This is a genomic window from Desulfuromonas acetexigens, assembly GCF_900111775.1.
Classification (GTDB): domain Bacteria; phylum Desulfobacterota; class Desulfuromonadia; order Desulfuromonadales; family Trichloromonadaceae; genus Trichloromonas; species Trichloromonas acetexigens.
The window spans coordinates 12,896-29,279 of record NZ_FOJJ01000001.1 but is presented as its reverse complement, the minus strand read 5'-3'; the positions used below and the strand labels follow the sequence as shown (position 1 = coordinate 29,279).

The following is a 16,384-nucleotide window of genomic DNA, read 5'->3' as shown; positions in this document are numbered from 1 at the left end:
AAGCGCCGTTTATACCGCGCCCGCCCAGCCCTGTCAATGTCGGCTCACACCAGCTTGCCGCCCCGGTCACGGGGAAAGCCGAGGGCATCGAGGAGCCGCCGGGTCAGGGACCGCTCCAGTTTGCGCAAAGCCGCCGGGTCCCCTTCCTGGGGGCGAATCTGCCCGCCCGCGACCATGCCGTGCCCCCCGGCGGTGCCGAACTGGCCGACGACCTCTTTCATCAGTTCTCCGGACTTGAGATCCTGGCTAAGGGTGCGGAAGGAGACGATCCCCATCCCCTGGGCATAACCGAGGCCTAAGGCATATTGGATACCGTCGACACGCAGCAGGAAGTCGGTCATCTCCGCCACCATGTCGGGGTTGTCGATGGCGAAGAGATTGAAGACCAGGACCGGGCCGTAGGTGCGGGCGTTGCGGATCGCCCGGCTGTAGGCGGCGAAATACTCCCGAGGCACCTCGGGATGGGTGATATCGAAAAGAATCCGGTTGTTGGCCAACGGCACCAGCCGCAGATAGGCCTCGCGATCGGCATGGGACCATTCGCGGCCGAGATCCTGGGTCTCGGACTTGATGGCGTAGAAGAGGATCGTCGCCAGCCGGGTATTGATGGTGATCCCCTGGGCTGTCAGATATTCGAAGAGGATGGTCGCCGAGGCGCCGTATTCCTCACGGATATCGACCCAACGGCTCCGGCTGCAATCCCCCCAGGGGGGATGATGATCGATGACGAGATGCACCGGGCGCGACAAAGGGAAGGAATTGTTACCGGTCCCCGGCTGGGTATCGACCATGCAGACCACCTGAAAATGGTCGAGGTCGAGTTTTTCCATCGGTTCGACGGGGATTTCGAGCTTCTGCACCATCATCCGGTTTTCCCCCCGGCCGATGATGCCGCCGTGGGTCAGGGTCGCCTGCTGTCCGGTCTTGATCAGAATCAGGTGTTGCAGGGCCATGGCCGCGGCCAGGGAGTCGGGATCGGGATTGTCGTGGGCGACGATGAGAATATTCCCTTTGCCGCGCACCCACTCGATGAAGCCGTCGGAAAAAGCCCGAGAATGGTCGAGAGCCAGAGGCATGATAAAGCTCCTAGGGGTTGCGCCCGGAAAGCAGGGCGAAGACCTTGCGCACTGCCTCTTCCGGGGTGTCGGCCCGGGTCATGCCGGGGACATCGGACCAGCTGCGCAGGGAAACCACCGGTTTGCCGAGTTTGAGAGCGACGGCGATTTCGGAAAGGGTGCCGTATTCCCCTTCGATGGCGATGAGCGCCTGGGCGGTATGGGCAATGACGATATTACGGGCGTGGCCGAGGTTGGTGACGATCGGCAGGCCGACCCAGGGATTGGCCTGACCGGCCACGGCGCCGGGGAGGATTCCCACCGCCAGACCGCCGGCCTCGGTACAGCCCCGACAGGCCCCCTCCATGACCCCACCGAGGCCGCCGCAGACCAACGTCGCCCCGGCCTCAGCCAGCAAGCGCCCGACCTCTCGCGCGGCGGCATAAGCGACATCACTCGCCCGCCCCGCCCCAATCACCCCAATCACCACCCCAGACGTCATCTATCCCCCTTAGTGCTTTCCGCCCCTCGCCTCTCGCCTCTCGCCTTTTTCCTTTTTCCTTTTTCCTTTTTCCTTCAGTCTTCCGCCTTCAGCCTTCCCTAACCCTAAACCTCCCCAACAACAAGCTGTTCGTCACCACCGAAACGCTGGAAAGGGCCATGGCCAGTCCAGCAAATTCGGGCTTGAGAGTCAGGCCGAAGGCGGGATAGAGCAGTCCGGCGGCGACGGGAATGCCAACGACGTTGTAGAAAAAGGCCCAGAAGAGGTTCTGGCGGATCTTCCGCAGGGTCGCCCGACCGAGGCGGATACTTCCGGCGACGTCGCGGATATCCCCCCGCACCAGAACGATATCGCCCGTTTCCTGGGCGACATCGGTGCCGCCGCCAATGGCGATGCCGATGTCGGCCTGGGCCAGGGCCGGAGCGTCGTTGATGCCGTCGCCGACCATGCCGACCACCAGCCCCTGCCGCTGGTAACGGCGGACCACTTCGCGCTTGTCGCCGGGCAGAACTTCCGCCTCGACCTCGTCAATCCCCGCCTGGCGGGCGATGTTCAGAGCCGCGTCGCGGCGGTCGCCGGTGACCATCACCGTCTTCAGCCCAAGCTGGCGCAGCCCCTGCACCGCCTCGGCAACCCCCTCCTTGAGGGTGTCGGCGAGGGCCAGCACGCCGAGCAGTTGTCCGGCACGGGCGACGAAGACCAGGGACTTGCCCTCCCCCACCCAGCTATCCCACTCCGGCCGGGCAGGATCAAGGGGGATGCCTTCTTCATCCATAAGACGGCGGTTGCCGACCAGCACCGGCTGGCCGTCGATCAAGCCGCGCAAGCCGTAGCCGCCAATCTCCTGGAGGTCCGTCACTGTCAGGGACAAAGGACCTTCATCCTCGGCCCGCTTGACCACCGCCCGGGCCAGAGGGTGGGTACTGGACCGTTCCAGCGCCGCCGCCGTCGTCAGCAGTTCCCGCTCCCCGTCGGCCTCTTCCGGCAGCAGGTCGGTGAGGGCGAACTCTCCCCGGGTCAGGGTGCCGGTTTTATCGAGGAGCAGCATCTGCAAGCGGGAAACGCCTTCGAGAACCGGCGCCCGCTTGAACAGAATCCCGGCGGAGAGCCCGACGGAACTGCCGACCATGATCGCCGTCGGCGTGGCCAGCCCCAGGGCGCAGGGGCAGGCGATGACGAGCACGGCGATGGCCGACTTGAAGGCAAAGAGAAAACCGGCGCCGGTCAGGAAATACCAGACAAGGAAGGTCAGCAGGGCGATGGCGACGACCAGCGGCACGAAAACCTGGGAGACGGCGTCGGCCAGACGCTGGATCGGCGCCTTCTCCCCCTGGGCCTCCTCGACCATGCGCACGATCTGGGCCAGCGCGGTCGCTTCGCCGACCCGGGTGGCCCGCACCAGCAGCGGTCCGGTCAGGTTGATGGTGGCCCCGGTCACCTCCTGCCCCGGCTCCTTGGTCACCGGCAGCGACTCGCCGGTGAGCATCGCTTCGTCCACCGCCGAGCTTCCCTCGACCACCTCGCCGTCGACGGGGATCTTTTCCCCCGGCCGCACCCGGACCAGATCCCCCGGTTGCAGACGACTGGCCGGGACTTCCCGCTCGGTGCCGTCCACCACCAGCAAGGCCCGGTCGGCGCGCAGATGCAGCAGCTTTTTCAGCGCCTGGCCGGCCCGCCCCCGGGCCCGGGCTTCCAGGTACTTGCCGAAACGGACGAAGGTGATGAGCATGGCGCTGGTCTCGAAGAAATCCGGACCCTCCACCCCGAAGAGGTGGAGCACCGCCAGCACCGAATAACCGTAGGCGGCACTGATCCCCAGCGCCACCAGCACATCCATATTGGCGCTTTTGTTGCGCAGGGACTTGTAGGCACCGCGATAGAAGGTCAGACCGGCGGTGAACTGCACCACCGTTGCGAGCAGGCCGTTGACCAGGTGGGAAGTGGCGCCGAAGGGCATCCACCACATGATCGGCATGATCGGCGCGGTCAAAAGGGCCGAAAAGATCAGCCAGGCGAGTTGGACGCGGGCGTTGTCCTCTTCCCCCTCGGCGTCGGGAAGCCAGGCGCGGTAGCCGAGATCCTCCACCGCCCGACAGAGCGCGGCCCCGTCGAGATGCGCCCCGTCAAAGGTGACGGTGAGCTTTTCCGTGGCGAAATTCACTTGAGAGGTGAAGACCCCCGGCACTTTGGCGATCCCCTTTTCGATCGTCGCCGCGCAGTTGGAGCAGGTCATGCCGCCGAGATGCAGAGTCAGGCGCTCGGTCTTGCCCGACGGGGTGAAGGTACTGCCCTCCCCCTCCGGTTCATTGGCACCGGACTCCGCCCCGACGACGTCATCCTCCGGTACGGCAAAGCCCGCCGCGACGACGGCCGCAACCAGGTCCTCACGGGAAATCCGCGCGGAATCGAAAAGAATGCGGGCGCCCTCTTCTTCCAGCGAGACTTCCGCCTCGGCCACCCCCGGCAAGTCGGTGAGTACGCCGGTCAGTTTGGCCACGCACTTGCCACACTTCATGCCGCTGATGGGGAGACGGACGCGGTTCATACAGTTCCTCCGGAACTGCGGGTTTCGACCAGTTTCTGGAAGGTGCGGCTCTCCCGTACCCGCTCGAAATCGGGGTCGTTCAGGGCGTCGTCGATAAAATGCCCCTCGCGGGCCGCCGCCTTGCCCAGCTCCCGGGCCGCCTCCCGTACCTGGCCGCGCAGGGCGTGGATGCAGGCACGGTTATAGTGGGCCAGGGGATAGTCGTCGGTGCGGGCGAGGATCTGGTCGAAACAAACCATCGCCTCATCGAGACGGCCGAGGTCGATGAGAATATTTCCTTTGTTGTTGAGGGAGTAGATGGAAGCGGGATCGAGGCGCAGGCTCTCGTCGAGGGCGGCCAGCGCTTCCCGCAGATGCCCCTTGCGCTCCTGAATCACCCCCCGGTAGAAGGCGGGCTCGGGGCTCAAGGGGTTGACCCGTTGGGCGTCGTCGAGAACGAGCAGCGCCTCTTCGAGGTAATCCATTTCGATGAGTAGACTGGCCTTTTCTATGAGCGCTTCGTAAAAAGTCGGCTCCAGTGCCAAAGCCGCATCGAGGTCGCTCGACGCGGCCGGCAGGTTGCCGAGGCGAATCAGGGAGATGGCGCGATTATAAAAATAGTTGGCGACAGTATTGTCCCGGGCGATGGCGGCAGTGAACTTTTCCACCGCCTCCTGCTCGCGCCCGAGCCCCGACAGGGCATAGCCGAGACCGTTGAGGGCGGCAGGATCGCCAGCATCGAAGGCCAAGGCATGGGTGAAACTTTCTACCGCTTCGACGTAGCGGCCGAGACGGTTGAAAGCATAACCGCGATTGAAATAGACGTCGGGCGCATCCGGTGCACGGCGCAGGGCCTGATCGTACAGGGCCAGGGCTTCCTCGGTGCGGCCGAGTTCGTCGAGGGTATTGCCCATGTTGATGTAGGCTTCGGGGAAATCGGGCTGCAATTCGAGACAGCGCTGGAAATGACGCAGCGCCTCGTGATAATCCCCCAACCGCTCCAGCAGCACCCCGTAGTTGTGGTGCAGCGCCCCGTTCTGGGGATCGAAGCGCAGGGCTTTCTGGTACAGGGCCATGGCCTTCAGGGTATCCCCCAGATTAGAGGCGGCCACGGCACAGATATTCAACGCTTCTACATCGAGGGGGCTGGTCTCCAGATATTCCTCGGCCAACTCCAGAGCCAGCTGATCTTCCCCCTGGTCGAGAGCCTGTTGCGCCGCCTCCAGATCACCGGCGAAATCATCCTCGATAAAATCCTCAAACTCGTCTTCCATAAACTCTCCAGATAAGCAAATATCCCCTGAGGCTTCCAGGGGATATCACTATAACAGAAAGCGCCCGGCCTGGCACTCTCTTCCTGCTTCGGCAGCCTGGGTCCGCGCTATTTCGGTTGCACTCCAGCACGGATCATCCGCAGCATCTGGCGACGGAATTCATCAGGCATTTCCTCCAGCTTTTCGGTGACCCGCTCGCCTTCGGCGAAACGGACCACCGCCTTGTTCCCTTCCCGCTTTTCGTACAGGGGTTCGAGCATCCGCCCCCGTTGCCAGCGAAAGGTGTAGATTCCCGGCTTGATCCGGCTTTTGAGAAAATGTACGGCCTTGGTCGCGGCGAGCAACTCTTCCCGTCGCCGCTGCTCGATCCTTTCAAGATAAGGGATCAGCAGTTGGGTCAGCAGGGCGAAAGCGACCGCCGTCAGCAGCAGAATAACCGGCAAAGAAAGCATGGAGACTCCTTCGGCATGGATGAGGTGCGTCGACGGAAAACTTTATGCAAATGGCGCACCAGCACCGATTCTCCGGCGGGGGATCCGCCGGGAACCGTGAAACGAGAATGTTTCACAATAGTTGCGAAAGAGCCGGACTTGAAGCACAAACCTCTGATTTAAATGAACAAAAAACCACGAAAATATTCTCTTGATTTTTCCGCCAAAGGGCGTAGTGTGCGCCGCCGTGCCAATCACGGTACATATTTCGCAAAAATGGAGGCAAGAGATAATCCATGAACAAGATCGCTCTGAGTCTGTGCCTGATGCTCGCCCTGTCCCTGACCGCTTGCAAAAAACAGGAAGAAGTTGCCGCTCCCGCCGCTCCCGTCGTCGAGCAAGCCGCGCCTGCAGCTCCTGCCGTTGAACAGGCTGCTCCCGCTGCTGAGCCGGCCGCTCCCGCAACCGAGCAGGCTGCTCCCGCCGCCCCGGCCGAGCAAAAGTAATATCCCAAAGTTTTGGCGGGCCGATGTCGACATCGGCCCGCCAAAACCAAATCCTTTCATTCTTCCCCCCCTAATCCGCCCGTCGCTTCCAAATTCCTGCCAGCACCGCCGTAAGCAGCACCGCCAGCACGATACGAATGCCGAGGATCAGCCAGGCATCGCCGCCAATGACGACGAAAATCAACGTATCCTCGACTACCGCGTGACAGGTGGCGAGAAAGAGTCCCATGAGGAAGAGTTCGCGCCGGGGGAGCCGCTTCTGCTGGGCGACGCGGATGATGATCCCGGCGCCGTAGGCGATGCCGAGAAAGATGCCGGTGAAAAGCGGCACCGCCGCCTCCCGACCGAGGCCCATGCCGCGCATCAACGGCTCGACGGCGTCGCCGATGCGGCGGAAGACGGGCAGATAACGGAAGACCTCGAAGAGGGTCACCAGCGGCACGATGATCAGCAGCAGCTTGAGGGCCAGTTGCGCGGCGCCGAGCAGAGCGGGATAGAGCGTTTCCATCAGCCCACCCCCAGCGCCCGCAGCCCGAGCAGCAGCCAGCCGGCCAGGGCGGCGATGAGCAGTCGGCACAACGTCAGCACGCCCCCCCGGGTGCCGGTGCCGCGCAGCACGGCGCCTTCGACCAGCAGATTATGAGCGATGCCCATCATCAGTCCGCATTGGGTCACCTGCCAGGGGCTGAGATCGAGGGGAGCCATGACCGCGATGGCGGCATAGAGATTGAGTAGAAAGGCGGCGACAAAGGCGAAGGCGGCCTCGCCGGGGAGACCGAAGAGCCCCATCAGCGGCGCGAAAAAGGCGCCGAGCCAGGCGATGACCGGAGTCTGCTTAAGCAGATCGACCAGCACGTAGAGCGGCAGCACGTACTTGCAGAGTTTGAGAGCCGTCTGCACGCCCCCGCTCAAGCCGGTGCGGAGGCGCGTCGGGAGGTCGGGGACGGCTTCGTTCATGGCGCGTACTGGTAGCGGAAACTGGGCAAGAGCGCTTCACCGGCGAACCCGTCGAGGAGCGCCGCCGCCTGCGCCAGGGGAGCACCAGCCGCGTAGATGTTTTCGGCGTAGGCGCCGGGACGGCGGTAGATCACCACCCGCGCTTCGTCGACCCCGGCGAGGGTGCGCAGCAGGGCCAGGGCGTCTTCCAGATAACCGACCTCGTCGACGATGCGCAGGCCCTTGGCCCCGGTGGCGTCAAAGACGCCCCCGCGCCCGAGCTGCTTGAGGGTGCAGGGGCTAAGCTCGCGGTTCTCCTCGATCAGGCCGAGAAAGCGCTGATGGAAGCGGTCGGTGACCCCCTGCATCAGGGCGATTTCCTCCGGTTCGCTGGGGCGCAGCGGCGACCAGAAATCCTTGAGCGGGCCGCTTTTCACCGTCTCCTCCTCGATCCCCCATTTGTCGAGCAGTCCGGCGATATTGAACTTGAAGGTGATCACGCCGACACCGCCGACCAAGGCGGTGGGATGGGCGACAATGGCGTCGGCGGCCAACGCCGCGTAGTAACCGCCGGAGAGGGCCTTGTCCATGACGCAGGCGACGACCGGCACCCCCTTTTCCTCGCCGAAGCGTTTCAGCTCATGGTAGAGGATGTCGCTCGCCGTCACCGAGCCGCCGCCGCTGTCGATGCGCACCAGGAGCCCGACCACGGCGGGATCCTTCAGCGCCAGACGCAACTCCTCCTTCAGCCGGGGGATCAGCGGTGGCTCCTTGGAAAAACGCTCCAGCCCCACCGGCGCCAGGGAGATCAGGCCGCTGATATCGACCATCGCCAGCTTGGCCCGGCCGGAGCCTTCCACCACCTGCTCCCGAGCCGAACCGACCGGGTCAGAAAGAGGGATCTTGACGAAGGCACAGCCTCCCAGCAGCAACAGGCTCAGCAACAACGTCCATCTCTTCATCAAAACACCCTCCCCTTCCCTCGGTTGACTTTACCTGTGCGCCTCTTCTATAGTGCCCACCATGAGAGACCTGTTCATTGCCGACGCCCATCTGCTTGCTCCGCAGGACGCCAACTACCGGCGGCTGCTGGAGTTTCTCCGCGCCCAGCGGGGCCGGACACGCACTCTGGTGCTGCTCGGCGACATCTTCGAATTCTGGATCGGCTACCGCTATTGCGTCTTTTCCGCCTATGTACCGCTGCTCGAAGCCCTGCACGAACTGCGGGAGGCGGGAGCGCGCATCGTCTATGTGGAGGGCAACCACGACTTCCATCTCGGTCCCTATTTCGCCGAAACCTTAGGCTGCGACATCCTCCCCGACGGCGGCATCATCGAGCTCGACGGCCAAAAAATCCATATCAGTCACGGCGACCTGATCGATCCCGCCGACCGGGGCTATCGCCTGCTGCGGCGTTTTCTGCGCAGCCGCTTCCTGCGCCTTCTCGCCGCCAACCTGCCGCCGGATTGGGCCTGGGCCATCGCCCGCTGGGCCGGCAATCTCAGCCGCCGCTCCTATTCCCCCAGGCCGCGCCGCGAGGCTCCTCTGCAGCTTCTCGAAGAACATGCCCGCCGCCACTTCGCAAGCGGTTGCCAGGCCGTCGTCACCGGCCATTTTCATGCCCCGGTACGCCGCGATTTCGACGGCAAGGTCATGATCGCCCTCGGCGACTGGATCGACCAGTATTCCTACGCGGTCTTCGCCGACGGCGAATTTTCCCTCGCCGAATTTTCCACGGAGAGCTGAACCTTCCCCTCCCCCCGCAGATCCTGCAATCGCCCCACCAAGGTCCGCAGAGTCAGGCCAGCCAAAGCCTCACGCCCGGCTCCGTCGATGGTTTCTTCGATCTCCCGCACCAGTTCCCGCTCCGGCGTCTTGCGCAACCGGGTATAACGGGCGCCGTCCGCCTTCAACCCCTGCAACAGCCCATGCACCGTCAGAGTATCGAGGGCGCAGCCCGGCTGATAGGCCGGACCGCCGGCCTTGCCGTCGCGCACCTCACTGAGAAAACCGAGGCGGGTCAAGTGCCCGAGAATGTCCTGGGCCAGGCGCGGAGGGAGATTGATGTGGGCGGCGATGCGGGCTAGATCCCAGGGTTTTTCCCCGCGATAGAAGTTTTCGGCGATGACCAGCATGGCGGTGAGGGAAACCAGCTCGCGGCTGGCGAAATTGACCTCGGGGCCGCGAATATCGCTGGAGGCCCGGCGCAGATTCTGCCAGGCGTAGCTGACTTCGAGGCCGAGCAGTACGATCAGCCAGCTCACATAGAGCCAGACCATAAAGATCGGCAACGCCGCCATGGTGCCGTAGATGGCGTTGTAGCGCCCGACCCCGACCTGGAAATGAACATAGCCCCACTGGGCCAGCTGCCAGAGGGTGCCGCCGAGGATTCCGCCGACCAGGGCCGCCGAGGTATTGACCCGGGTATTGGGCATAAAAATATAGAGGACGGTGAAGGTGATCCACATGCCAACATAGGGGATCGATTTGAAGAGCAGCGGGACCAGCGGCCCCAGGTAGCTGTTCTCCCGCAGGTGGGCGATGAGGTCGTTGCTGGCCAGGGAGGAAGTCATGGAGATGGCCGCCAGGACGAAGATCGGGCCGATGGTGACAACGGAAAAGTAATCGGAAAAACGCCGCAGCATAGGGCGGGTTTCGTCGACCCCCCAGATATAGTTGAAACTTTTTTCGATATTGGAGAGGAGCGTCAGCACTGTCAGCACCAGAGCGGCGAGACCCACGAATCCGAGCCGGGCGACGTTGGTGTTGTCGATGTAATGGATGATCTGAGTGACGACATCCTCGGTCCCCGGGGCGAGGTTGTTGAGGATCAGCGGCTCGAGGGCGTTCTGCACGCCGAAGCCCTTGAGCACCGCGAACATCAGCGCCAAGAGGGGGACGACGGACAAGAGCGTGGCATAGGTCAGGGCCGAGGCGCGCAGCATGCAACGGTCGGCGAAAAACCCCTGAAAGGCGGCGATCACCACCCGTGCCTGACGGAGCAGCAAAGCGCGGGGACGGGAAAGACTCTCCGCCTCCATACGCCAGAGATCCTCCTCCAGAAAATTCCGGAGCCTTTTCCGCCCCTCATCGATCAACGACATGCAACCTCCGTGGCAACGAATAGAGCAGAAAAGGCTGCACCACAGAGGACACCGAGAACACAGAGGAAAAACAAAGAGCTTAAACCCGATAAACCCGAAAGAAAGATCTCCTCCTGATGGACAAGATTATCTTTTTCATCCAGGTTTTGACTTCTCTGTGTCCTCTGTGTCTCTGTGGTGAAAAACAACTTTTTTCAGGCTCATCCATTTCGTCAATAAATATGACTTAAGTACCTGAGTAATAATATGATTCAGACATCCGACCGCAACGCTCGGGCGATCGTGATCCGTTCCTCGGCGCGGCCTTCGTCCCCACCCGACTCCTTGACAAACAGCCGGTTGACCGCCGCCAGGGTGGCGTTCAGCGTTTCCAGGTCGATGACCGCCGAGGCGGGCAGACTCTCCATCCCCTGAAAATTCAACGGGCAGTAGTCGATGAAACGCTCGCCGTCGCGGCGGCCAAGCAGGGGCAGGCCGTGGGTACGGCAGATAAGCGGTCGTGCTGCGTAGAGCAGGCAGGCTCCGTCCTTGAGCAGCGGACAGGGGCCGTCCTCCGCCGCCTCCCGGGCGCGCTCGCGAATCTCCGTCGCCAGCCCCTCCGGGGCCTCGGCCAGTGCCGCCGTCAGCGCCGCCGCCTCTACCGGAAAAAGAGACAGGTGCCGACAACAGCTGTCACACCCCCGTCGACAGAAAATCCCCTCGCGAAAGTCCCCTTCGATCCGGGCACAAAGCTCATCCACCCGCGCCACCAACTGCCGATAATTACTAAGTCTCTCCATCCCTTCCGCCTTCCGCCTTCCGCCTTCAGTTTTCCGCCTTCAGTCTTCAGCCTTCAGCCTTCAGCCTACCCTTAATCCAACGCCTCGATAGTATAAGCGCCGCAGCTCGCCAGATCGGACTCACCGGCGCAGGGTAATTGCCCGGCCAGCTCGCGCAGAGCGCTGCGCAAGCCTTCTTCATAGACCGGATGATAAAAAGGCATGCGCAGCAGATCCCCGACCTTCAGGCCCCGCTCGATGGCCAGGGCCAGCAAATGCACCATGTGCTCGGCGGCGGGGACGCACATCTCGGCGCCGAGCAGCCGTCCGCTTTTTTTGTCGGCATAGATATGCAGCACGCCCTTGTTCTTCTCCGCCGTGCGGGCCCGCCCATGTCGGGCGAAAGAAACCTTGCCGGCAACGACGGCCTCGGAGTCGAGTTCCCTCCAGCGTTTTCCCACCACCGCGACTTCGGGGTCGGAGAAAACGACGGCCAGGGAGGTGCGGCGCTGGAAACAGTGGATCGATTCGGCCACGGCGTTGAGGCCGGCGATGTGCCCCTCGTCCGCCGCCTCATGCAGGAGCGCCGCCTGGCCGTTGGCGTCCCCGGCGAGGAAGATGGGGAGATCGGCCACTTGCAGGGTCGTGGGATTGACCTGCGGCTGGCCGCGCTTATCCAGGGGAATGCCGAGGGTCTCCAGCCCCAGATCGTCGACATTGGGGCGCCGCCCCATGGCGACCAGCACCCGGTCAACGACCACCTTTGCCGCGCCGGCGGTAACTTCGATGCCACCTTCGACCCGGCGCAACTCAGCACCTTCCCCGGTGTGGATGGCGAACTCTTTTTCCAGCAGCTTGACCAAGGGCGCGTTTACTTCCTCGTCGCTGAGGCCCGCCAGGCGCGGGCTCAGGTCAAAGGCGGTCACGGTGATACCGAGGCGGGCGAGGGCCTGGGCCATTTCCACACCAATGGCGCCGAGGCCGATGACCGCCATGCGCCCCGGCAGGTCGGCCTGTTCGAAGAGGTTGTCGGTGGTGAGAATTCCATCGCCGAAAGCACGCCAGGCTTCGGGGACAACGGGGCGGCTGCCGGGGGCGAGAACGATGCGCTTGGCCCGAAAACGGCGGCCGTCGACCTCGACAGTTTGCGCGTCGATCATCCGGGCACGACCGGCGAGATTGCGCTCGCCGAGATCCTCGGTCGCCTTGAGCACGCCGCCGACAAATTTGTCCCGCAGGCTCCGCACCCGGCGCAGCACCGCCGGGATATCGACGGTCAGGGACTCGCCGCCGGAAATGCCGAAAGCGGGGAAATCCTTGCGCCGGGCAAAGGCGTTGGCCGCCTCGATCAGGGCCTTCGACGGCATGCAGCCGACTCGGGCGCAAGTCGTGCCGTAAGGGCCGTCGTTGATCAGCAGAAAATTATCGGTACGTTTGCGCACCTCACGCAGAGCCGCCAGCCCGGCGGAACCGGCGCCGACGATGATCACGTCGAAATTTTGCTCCATAGTCTCCTCCAGATAAAAACAGGGAATGAAATCAACAGCGGTCTTTCGTCCTCAGGAAGCGAAGGCCCCGCGAATGCCCTCAATGACATACTGGACGGCAAGAAAGGCCAGCACCAGCCCCATCAGCCGGGTGACGATGGCCGCGCCCAGGGTGCCGATGAAGCGCAACAGGTCATCGGCACGCAGCAGCAACAGGGCGGTGACGACAAAAACCAGGGCACTCGCCGCCAAGAGGGCGAGATAATCGCTCGCTGAATGGACCTGTTCGACGAAGATCAGCCCGGTGGCGATGGCACCCGGCCCCGCCAGCAGGGGGAAGGCCAGGGGGGTAATGGAAATATCCGCCTTGGCCTCGGCCAGCCGCTCTTCCCGAGGGCTGGTGCCGGTGCCGGTGGGACGGCCATAGAGCATCTCCAGGGAGATCCCGAAGAGCAAAAGCCCGCCGCAGATCCGTACCGCCGCCGTTTCGATGGCGAAATAGTCCATCAGCCAGCGCCCGCCAAGGAGAAAAAAAACAAGGATGGCGAAGGCCGCCAGACAACCGCGAACGGCCATGGCCCGCCGCTGGGCGCGGGTATTGTCCGGGGTGATGGCGAGAAAGACCGGCACCCCGGCGATGGGGTCGACGATGATGAAGAGTTGCAGGGCAAAGGCCGCAAAGAGAGTGAAAGATGAATCCATACCCTGCTCCTCACCCCCTAAGGTTTTTTACGCTCCACTTTTCGCACCGGCAGCCCCAGGCTTTCGGGGGGAGCGGCGAACTCGGCAGGATTGCCCACCAGCACCAGTTGCTGGCGGTCGGGGTTGAGATAGGTCCGGGCGACCCGCTGGACATCCGCGACGCTGACGGCGGCGATCCTGTCACGATAGGTCTGCAGATAATCCGGCGCATAGTCGTAATAATCAAGGCGCATCTGCTGGTTCAGCACCTGATGGCTGTCGCTGAAGGCGAAGACGAAGGAATTGATCAAACTCTCCTGGGCCAGTCGCAACTCCTCAGCCGTCACTGTCTTATCCCGCAGATCGTTCATGATCCCCCGCATCAGGGCGACGACTTCGGCGGCGGCGCCGTTTTTGGTTTCGCAGCCGGCAACGAAGGGTCCGGGCAGGCGCCGGCCGACGTCGTAGTAGGAATAGACCGAATAGGCCAGCCCGCGGTTGGAACGGACCTCGCGCATCAGCCGGGAATTGAAGCCGCCGCCGCCGAGGATGAAGTTCATCACCCGCACCGCCGGCAGATCGGGGTTGTCCTTGTCGATGGCAACCTCGCCGAAGAGGATAGTGCTTTGCGGAATCTCCTTCTCGGCCAGCCACAGCGCCGGAGCTTCGGCCGGCACCAGCGGCGGCACCGGCGCCTTGCTCCCCGGACCGGCGGTCCGGTCGGCGAAGATTTCCGTCATCAGGCGCGTCACCTCCGCACTCTCGAAATCGCCGCTGATGCCGATCCAGAGCGGCGCTTCGGCCAGGTCGCGGCGATGGCGCTCGACCAGATCCTCACGCCGGATCGATTCCAGACCGGCGACGCTCGGCGAACGCCCCAGGGGATGTTCGCCGTAGAGGGCGCGCATCAGCTCCCGCGAAGCGAGGGAGCCGGGATCGTCGTCCTGGCGGCGCACCAGCTCGATCGCCTGGCGGCGCGCCAACTCCAGCCGCCCGGCATCGAATTTCGGCTGATAGAGGACGGCGTGGAGCATCTCCAGCCCGGCGCGCAGGTCGTCCCGGCGCAGCGAGAGGGCCATCTGCGTGGTGTAGGTGTCGGCGGCCACGGAAAAGTCGGCGGCCATGCGCTCCAGTTCGTGATCGAAGGCCTCCGGGCTGAAGCGTCCCGCTCCGCCGGTGCGCAGCAGCGCCGCCAGCAGATCAGTCAGGCCGGTCTGCTCCGGCGGATCGGCGATCCCTCCCGAACCGGTCATGACACTGATCTCCACCAGGGGGAGTTCATGATCCTCGTGCAGATAGAGGCGAATGCCGTTGGCCAAAGTCACCGCCTCGATGCGCGGCACCTCGAATTCCAGGGGGGCGAAGCTGAGCTGGTCCGGCCGCACCGGCGCCGTGGCGGAGCAGCCCGCAAGGAGCAGAGACAGGATCAACGGCAGCCAACGAAACGTGCGGATCATCGCTGACCCCCTTCCTTGTTCAACACGGCGACAGTGCGGTTGGCCGGGCTGAAGTAACGCTTGGCCGTTTCCATGATCTCCTCGGCACCGATGCTCGCCACCTCTTCGTCGTAATCAACCAGATAGCGCCAGTCGCCAGCGATGGTCTGGTAGTAGGTCAGCATCCGGGCCAGCCCGGAATTGGTCTTGAGATAGCGCAGCCGGTCGGTGGCCAGCCGGTTGCGGGAACGGGTCAACTCCTCCGCGCTTACCGGCTCGCTCGCCAGCCGTTCGAGTTCGGCGTAAATCGCTTCTTCCACTTCCGCCGTCGTGTGCGGGTGGCGGGGGGTGGCGGAGATCACGAAAAGGTTGGGATAACGGGAACCGGGGGCGGCCGAGGTGGAGATATCGGCGGCCAGCTGTTTTTCCACCACCAGGCTCTGATAGAGGCGGGAGGTGCGCCCCTGACCGAGAATCAGGTCGATGAGATCGAAGACATAGTCCTCCCGCTCCGGCAGGGTCGGTTTGTGGTAACCGACCAGCAGCGACGGCTCTGCGTCGAAAACCACCGACACCCGTTTCTCCCCCCGCTGCGGCGGCTCCACCGCCGTCACCGGCGGCACCGGCGTCCCCGGCGGGATGTCGCCGAAATAGCGCTCGATCATGGCCACCGTCGCGTCGAAATCGAGATCGCCGACCAGGGCCATGACGGTATTCACCGGCGCATAATAACGCTGAAGGAAATCGCGGGTTTCCTCCAGCGAGAGGTTTTCGATATCCGAATGCCAGCCGATGATCGGGTTGCGGTAGGGATGGGCGGTGAAGGCGGTGGTCAGCAGATGTTCGTAGAGCATCCCCCGGGGGTCGCTGTCGTAAGACCGCCGCCGCTCTTCCTGAATGACCTCGCGCTCGGTGAAAAACTCACGCAGCACCGCGTTCTTCATCCGGTCCGCCTCGATGGCGGCCCAGAGCTCCAGCTTGTTGGCGGGCAGAGAGACGAGATAGGTGGTGAGATCCTTGCCGGTAAAGGCGTTGTAGCCGGTGCCACCGTTTTCGGCGTAGATGCGGGAGAATTCATCCTTGACCACAAAGGCCTTGTGCCGTTCCTGCAACTCGCCCAGCCGTTGGCGCAAAGTCTCCAACTCCTCGGGATTGGCATCCTTGCGCCCCTTCAGGGCGTCGAGCCGGACCCCCACTTCCTCGATCTCGTCCAGCAGGGGTTTTTCCCGGGCATAGTCACTCGTCCCCAGGGTGGTCGTCCCCTTGAAGAGCATATGTTCGAGGAGATGGGCGACGCCGCGGGTTTCGCTCGTTTCGTGCACCGAACCGACGCCGAGGGTGATGTAGGCGGTAAAGGTCGGTGCGTCGGAGCGCTCGACCAGAAGCAGCTTGAGGCCATTGGCGAAGGTGTGTTCACGCACCTTTTCGGCCAGGGTATCGGCCCCGGCCAGGGTCGTCAGCGACAGCAGAAAAAGGGTGAAAAGGGTCGCCGGACCCCGCAGCAGACAATGTTTTGACAGCATGGGACTCCTTGTCTTGGGTAATTGAACGTATTCCGGAAAATTTCGCCGGGCACTCGACAGGATAGCCGAGCACCGCTTTTTGCGAAACCCCAAATTAATCGAAAGAGAGGTCGGGAAATAAACACGGAGAGGGAACGGGCGGGGGAAAGGGGAACAAATACAGAATT

General features: G+C 63.3%; 16 protein-coding genes. 2 read left to right on the top strand and 14 right to left on the bottom strand.

Features of this window, described 5'->3' with window-relative positions; genetic code table 11:
- Window positions 1-44: 44 nt before the first annotated feature.
- From BQ4888_RS00140 to BQ4888_RS00120, 5 genes are all read right to left on the bottom strand, one after another.
- A complete protein-coding gene (locus tag BQ4888_RS00140) occupies window positions 45-1,076 on the bottom strand; it encodes a DHH family phosphoesterase (protein ID WP_092052153.1) in 1,032 nt (343 codons plus the stop codon).
- Between the two features lie 10 nt (window positions 1,077-1,086).
- Window positions 1,087-1,557, bottom strand: a complete 471-nt coding sequence (locus BQ4888_RS00135) for a TIGR00725 family protein (RefSeq protein WP_092052152.1) — start codon at window positions 1,555-1,557, stop codon at window positions 1,087-1,089.
- A gap of 88 nt (window positions 1,558-1,645) precedes the next feature.
- Window positions 1,646-4,102, bottom strand: a complete 2,457-nt coding sequence (locus BQ4888_RS00130) for a heavy metal translocating P-type ATPase (RefSeq protein ID WP_092052149.1) — start codon at window positions 4,100-4,102, stop codon at window positions 1,646-1,648.
- A complete protein-coding gene (locus tag BQ4888_RS00125) occupies window positions 4,099-5,355 on the bottom strand; it encodes a tetratricopeptide repeat protein (RefSeq protein ID WP_092052147.1) in 1,257 nt (418 codons plus the stop codon). Before BQ4888_RS00125 ends, BQ4888_RS00130 begins: the two co-directional genes overlap by 4 nt.
- A 107-nt stretch (window positions 5,356-5,462) precedes the next feature.
- On the bottom strand, window positions 5,463-5,807 hold the full coding sequence (locus BQ4888_RS00120) for a hypothetical protein (protein ID WP_092052144.1): 345 nt from the start codon (window positions 5,805-5,807) through the stop codon (window positions 5,463-5,465).
- Window positions 5,808-6,082: 275 nt separating this feature from the next.
- Here BQ4888_RS00120 and BQ4888_RS00115 point away from each other — a divergent pair, with 275 nt between their 5' ends.
- Window positions 6,083-6,292: a hypothetical protein gene (locus BQ4888_RS00115; protein WP_092052141.1), complete on the top strand. Its 210-nt coding sequence runs from the start codon at window positions 6,083-6,085 to the stop codon at window positions 6,290-6,292.
- Window positions 6,293-6,362: 70 nt separating this feature from the next.
- On the opposite strand, the gene BQ4888_RS00110 is transcribed toward BQ4888_RS00115, so the two are convergent.
- Genes BQ4888_RS00110 through sppA form a run of 3 tightly spaced genes read right to left on the bottom strand, consistent with a single transcriptional unit; the run spans window position 6,363 to window position 8,190 of the window.
- Window positions 6,363-6,800 (bottom strand): nucleoside recognition domain-containing protein, encoded by a 438-nt coding sequence (locus tag BQ4888_RS00110; RefSeq protein WP_092052139.1) that lies wholly within the window; start codon window positions 6,798-6,800, stop codon window positions 6,363-6,365.
- Window positions 6,800-7,249: a nucleoside recognition domain-containing protein gene (locus tag BQ4888_RS00105; protein ID WP_092052137.1), complete on the bottom strand. Its 450-nt coding sequence runs from the start codon at window positions 7,247-7,249 to the stop codon at window positions 6,800-6,802. The genes BQ4888_RS00110 and BQ4888_RS00105 overlap by 1 nt, the downstream gene beginning before the upstream one ends.
- Window positions 7,246-8,190: a signal peptide peptidase SppA gene (sppA, locus tag BQ4888_RS00100; protein WP_092052135.1), complete on the bottom strand. Its 945-nt coding sequence runs from the start codon at window positions 8,188-8,190 to the stop codon at window positions 7,246-7,248. The genes BQ4888_RS00105 and sppA overlap by 4 nt, the downstream gene beginning before the upstream one ends.
- A 61-nt stretch (window positions 8,191-8,251) precedes the next feature.
- On the opposite strand from sppA, the gene BQ4888_RS00095 reads away from it, so the two are divergent.
- Window positions 8,252-8,974, top strand: a complete 723-nt coding sequence (locus BQ4888_RS00095) for a UDP-2,3-diacylglucosamine diphosphatase (RefSeq protein WP_092052132.1) — start codon at window positions 8,252-8,254, stop codon at window positions 8,972-8,974.
- On the opposite strand, the gene BQ4888_RS00090 is transcribed toward BQ4888_RS00095, so the two are convergent.
- The 6 genes from BQ4888_RS00090 to BQ4888_RS00065 form a co-directional block, all read right to left on the bottom strand.
- Window positions 8,917-10,332, bottom strand: coding sequence for a YihY/virulence factor BrkB family protein (locus BQ4888_RS00090; protein WP_240746281.1), 1,416 nt, complete (start codon window positions 10,330-10,332; stop codon window positions 8,917-8,919). The two genes, BQ4888_RS00095 and BQ4888_RS00090, sit on opposite strands and share 58 nt — an antisense overlap.
- Window positions 10,333-10,583: 251 nt before the next feature.
- Window positions 10,584-11,111: a YkgJ family cysteine cluster protein gene (locus BQ4888_RS00085; RefSeq protein ID WP_092052130.1), complete on the bottom strand. Its 528-nt coding sequence runs from the start codon at window positions 11,109-11,111 to the stop codon at window positions 10,584-10,586.
- A gap of 71 nt (window positions 11,112-11,182) precedes the next feature.
- Window positions 11,183-12,598: a dihydrolipoyl dehydrogenase gene (locus BQ4888_RS00080; RefSeq protein WP_092052128.1), complete on the bottom strand. Its 1,416-nt coding sequence runs from the start codon at window positions 12,596-12,598 to the stop codon at window positions 11,183-11,185.
- A 51-nt stretch (window positions 12,599-12,649) separates the two neighbouring features.
- Complete coding sequence (locus tag BQ4888_RS00075; RefSeq protein ID WP_092052125.1) at window positions 12,650-13,279, bottom strand: MarC family protein; 630 nt, start codon at window positions 13,277-13,279, stop codon at window positions 12,650-12,652.
- Window positions 13,280-13,296: 17 nt separating this feature from the next.
- Window positions 13,297-14,715 (bottom strand): M16 family metallopeptidase, encoded by a 1,419-nt coding sequence (locus BQ4888_RS00070; protein WP_092052124.1) that lies wholly within the window; start codon window positions 14,713-14,715, stop codon window positions 13,297-13,299.
- Window positions 14,712-16,217: a M16 family metallopeptidase gene (locus BQ4888_RS00065; protein ID WP_092052121.1), complete on the bottom strand. Its 1,506-nt coding sequence runs from the start codon at window positions 16,215-16,217 to the stop codon at window positions 14,712-14,714. The genes BQ4888_RS00070 and BQ4888_RS00065 overlap by 4 nt, the downstream gene beginning before the upstream one ends.
- Window positions 16,218-16,384: the final 167 nt, after the last annotated feature.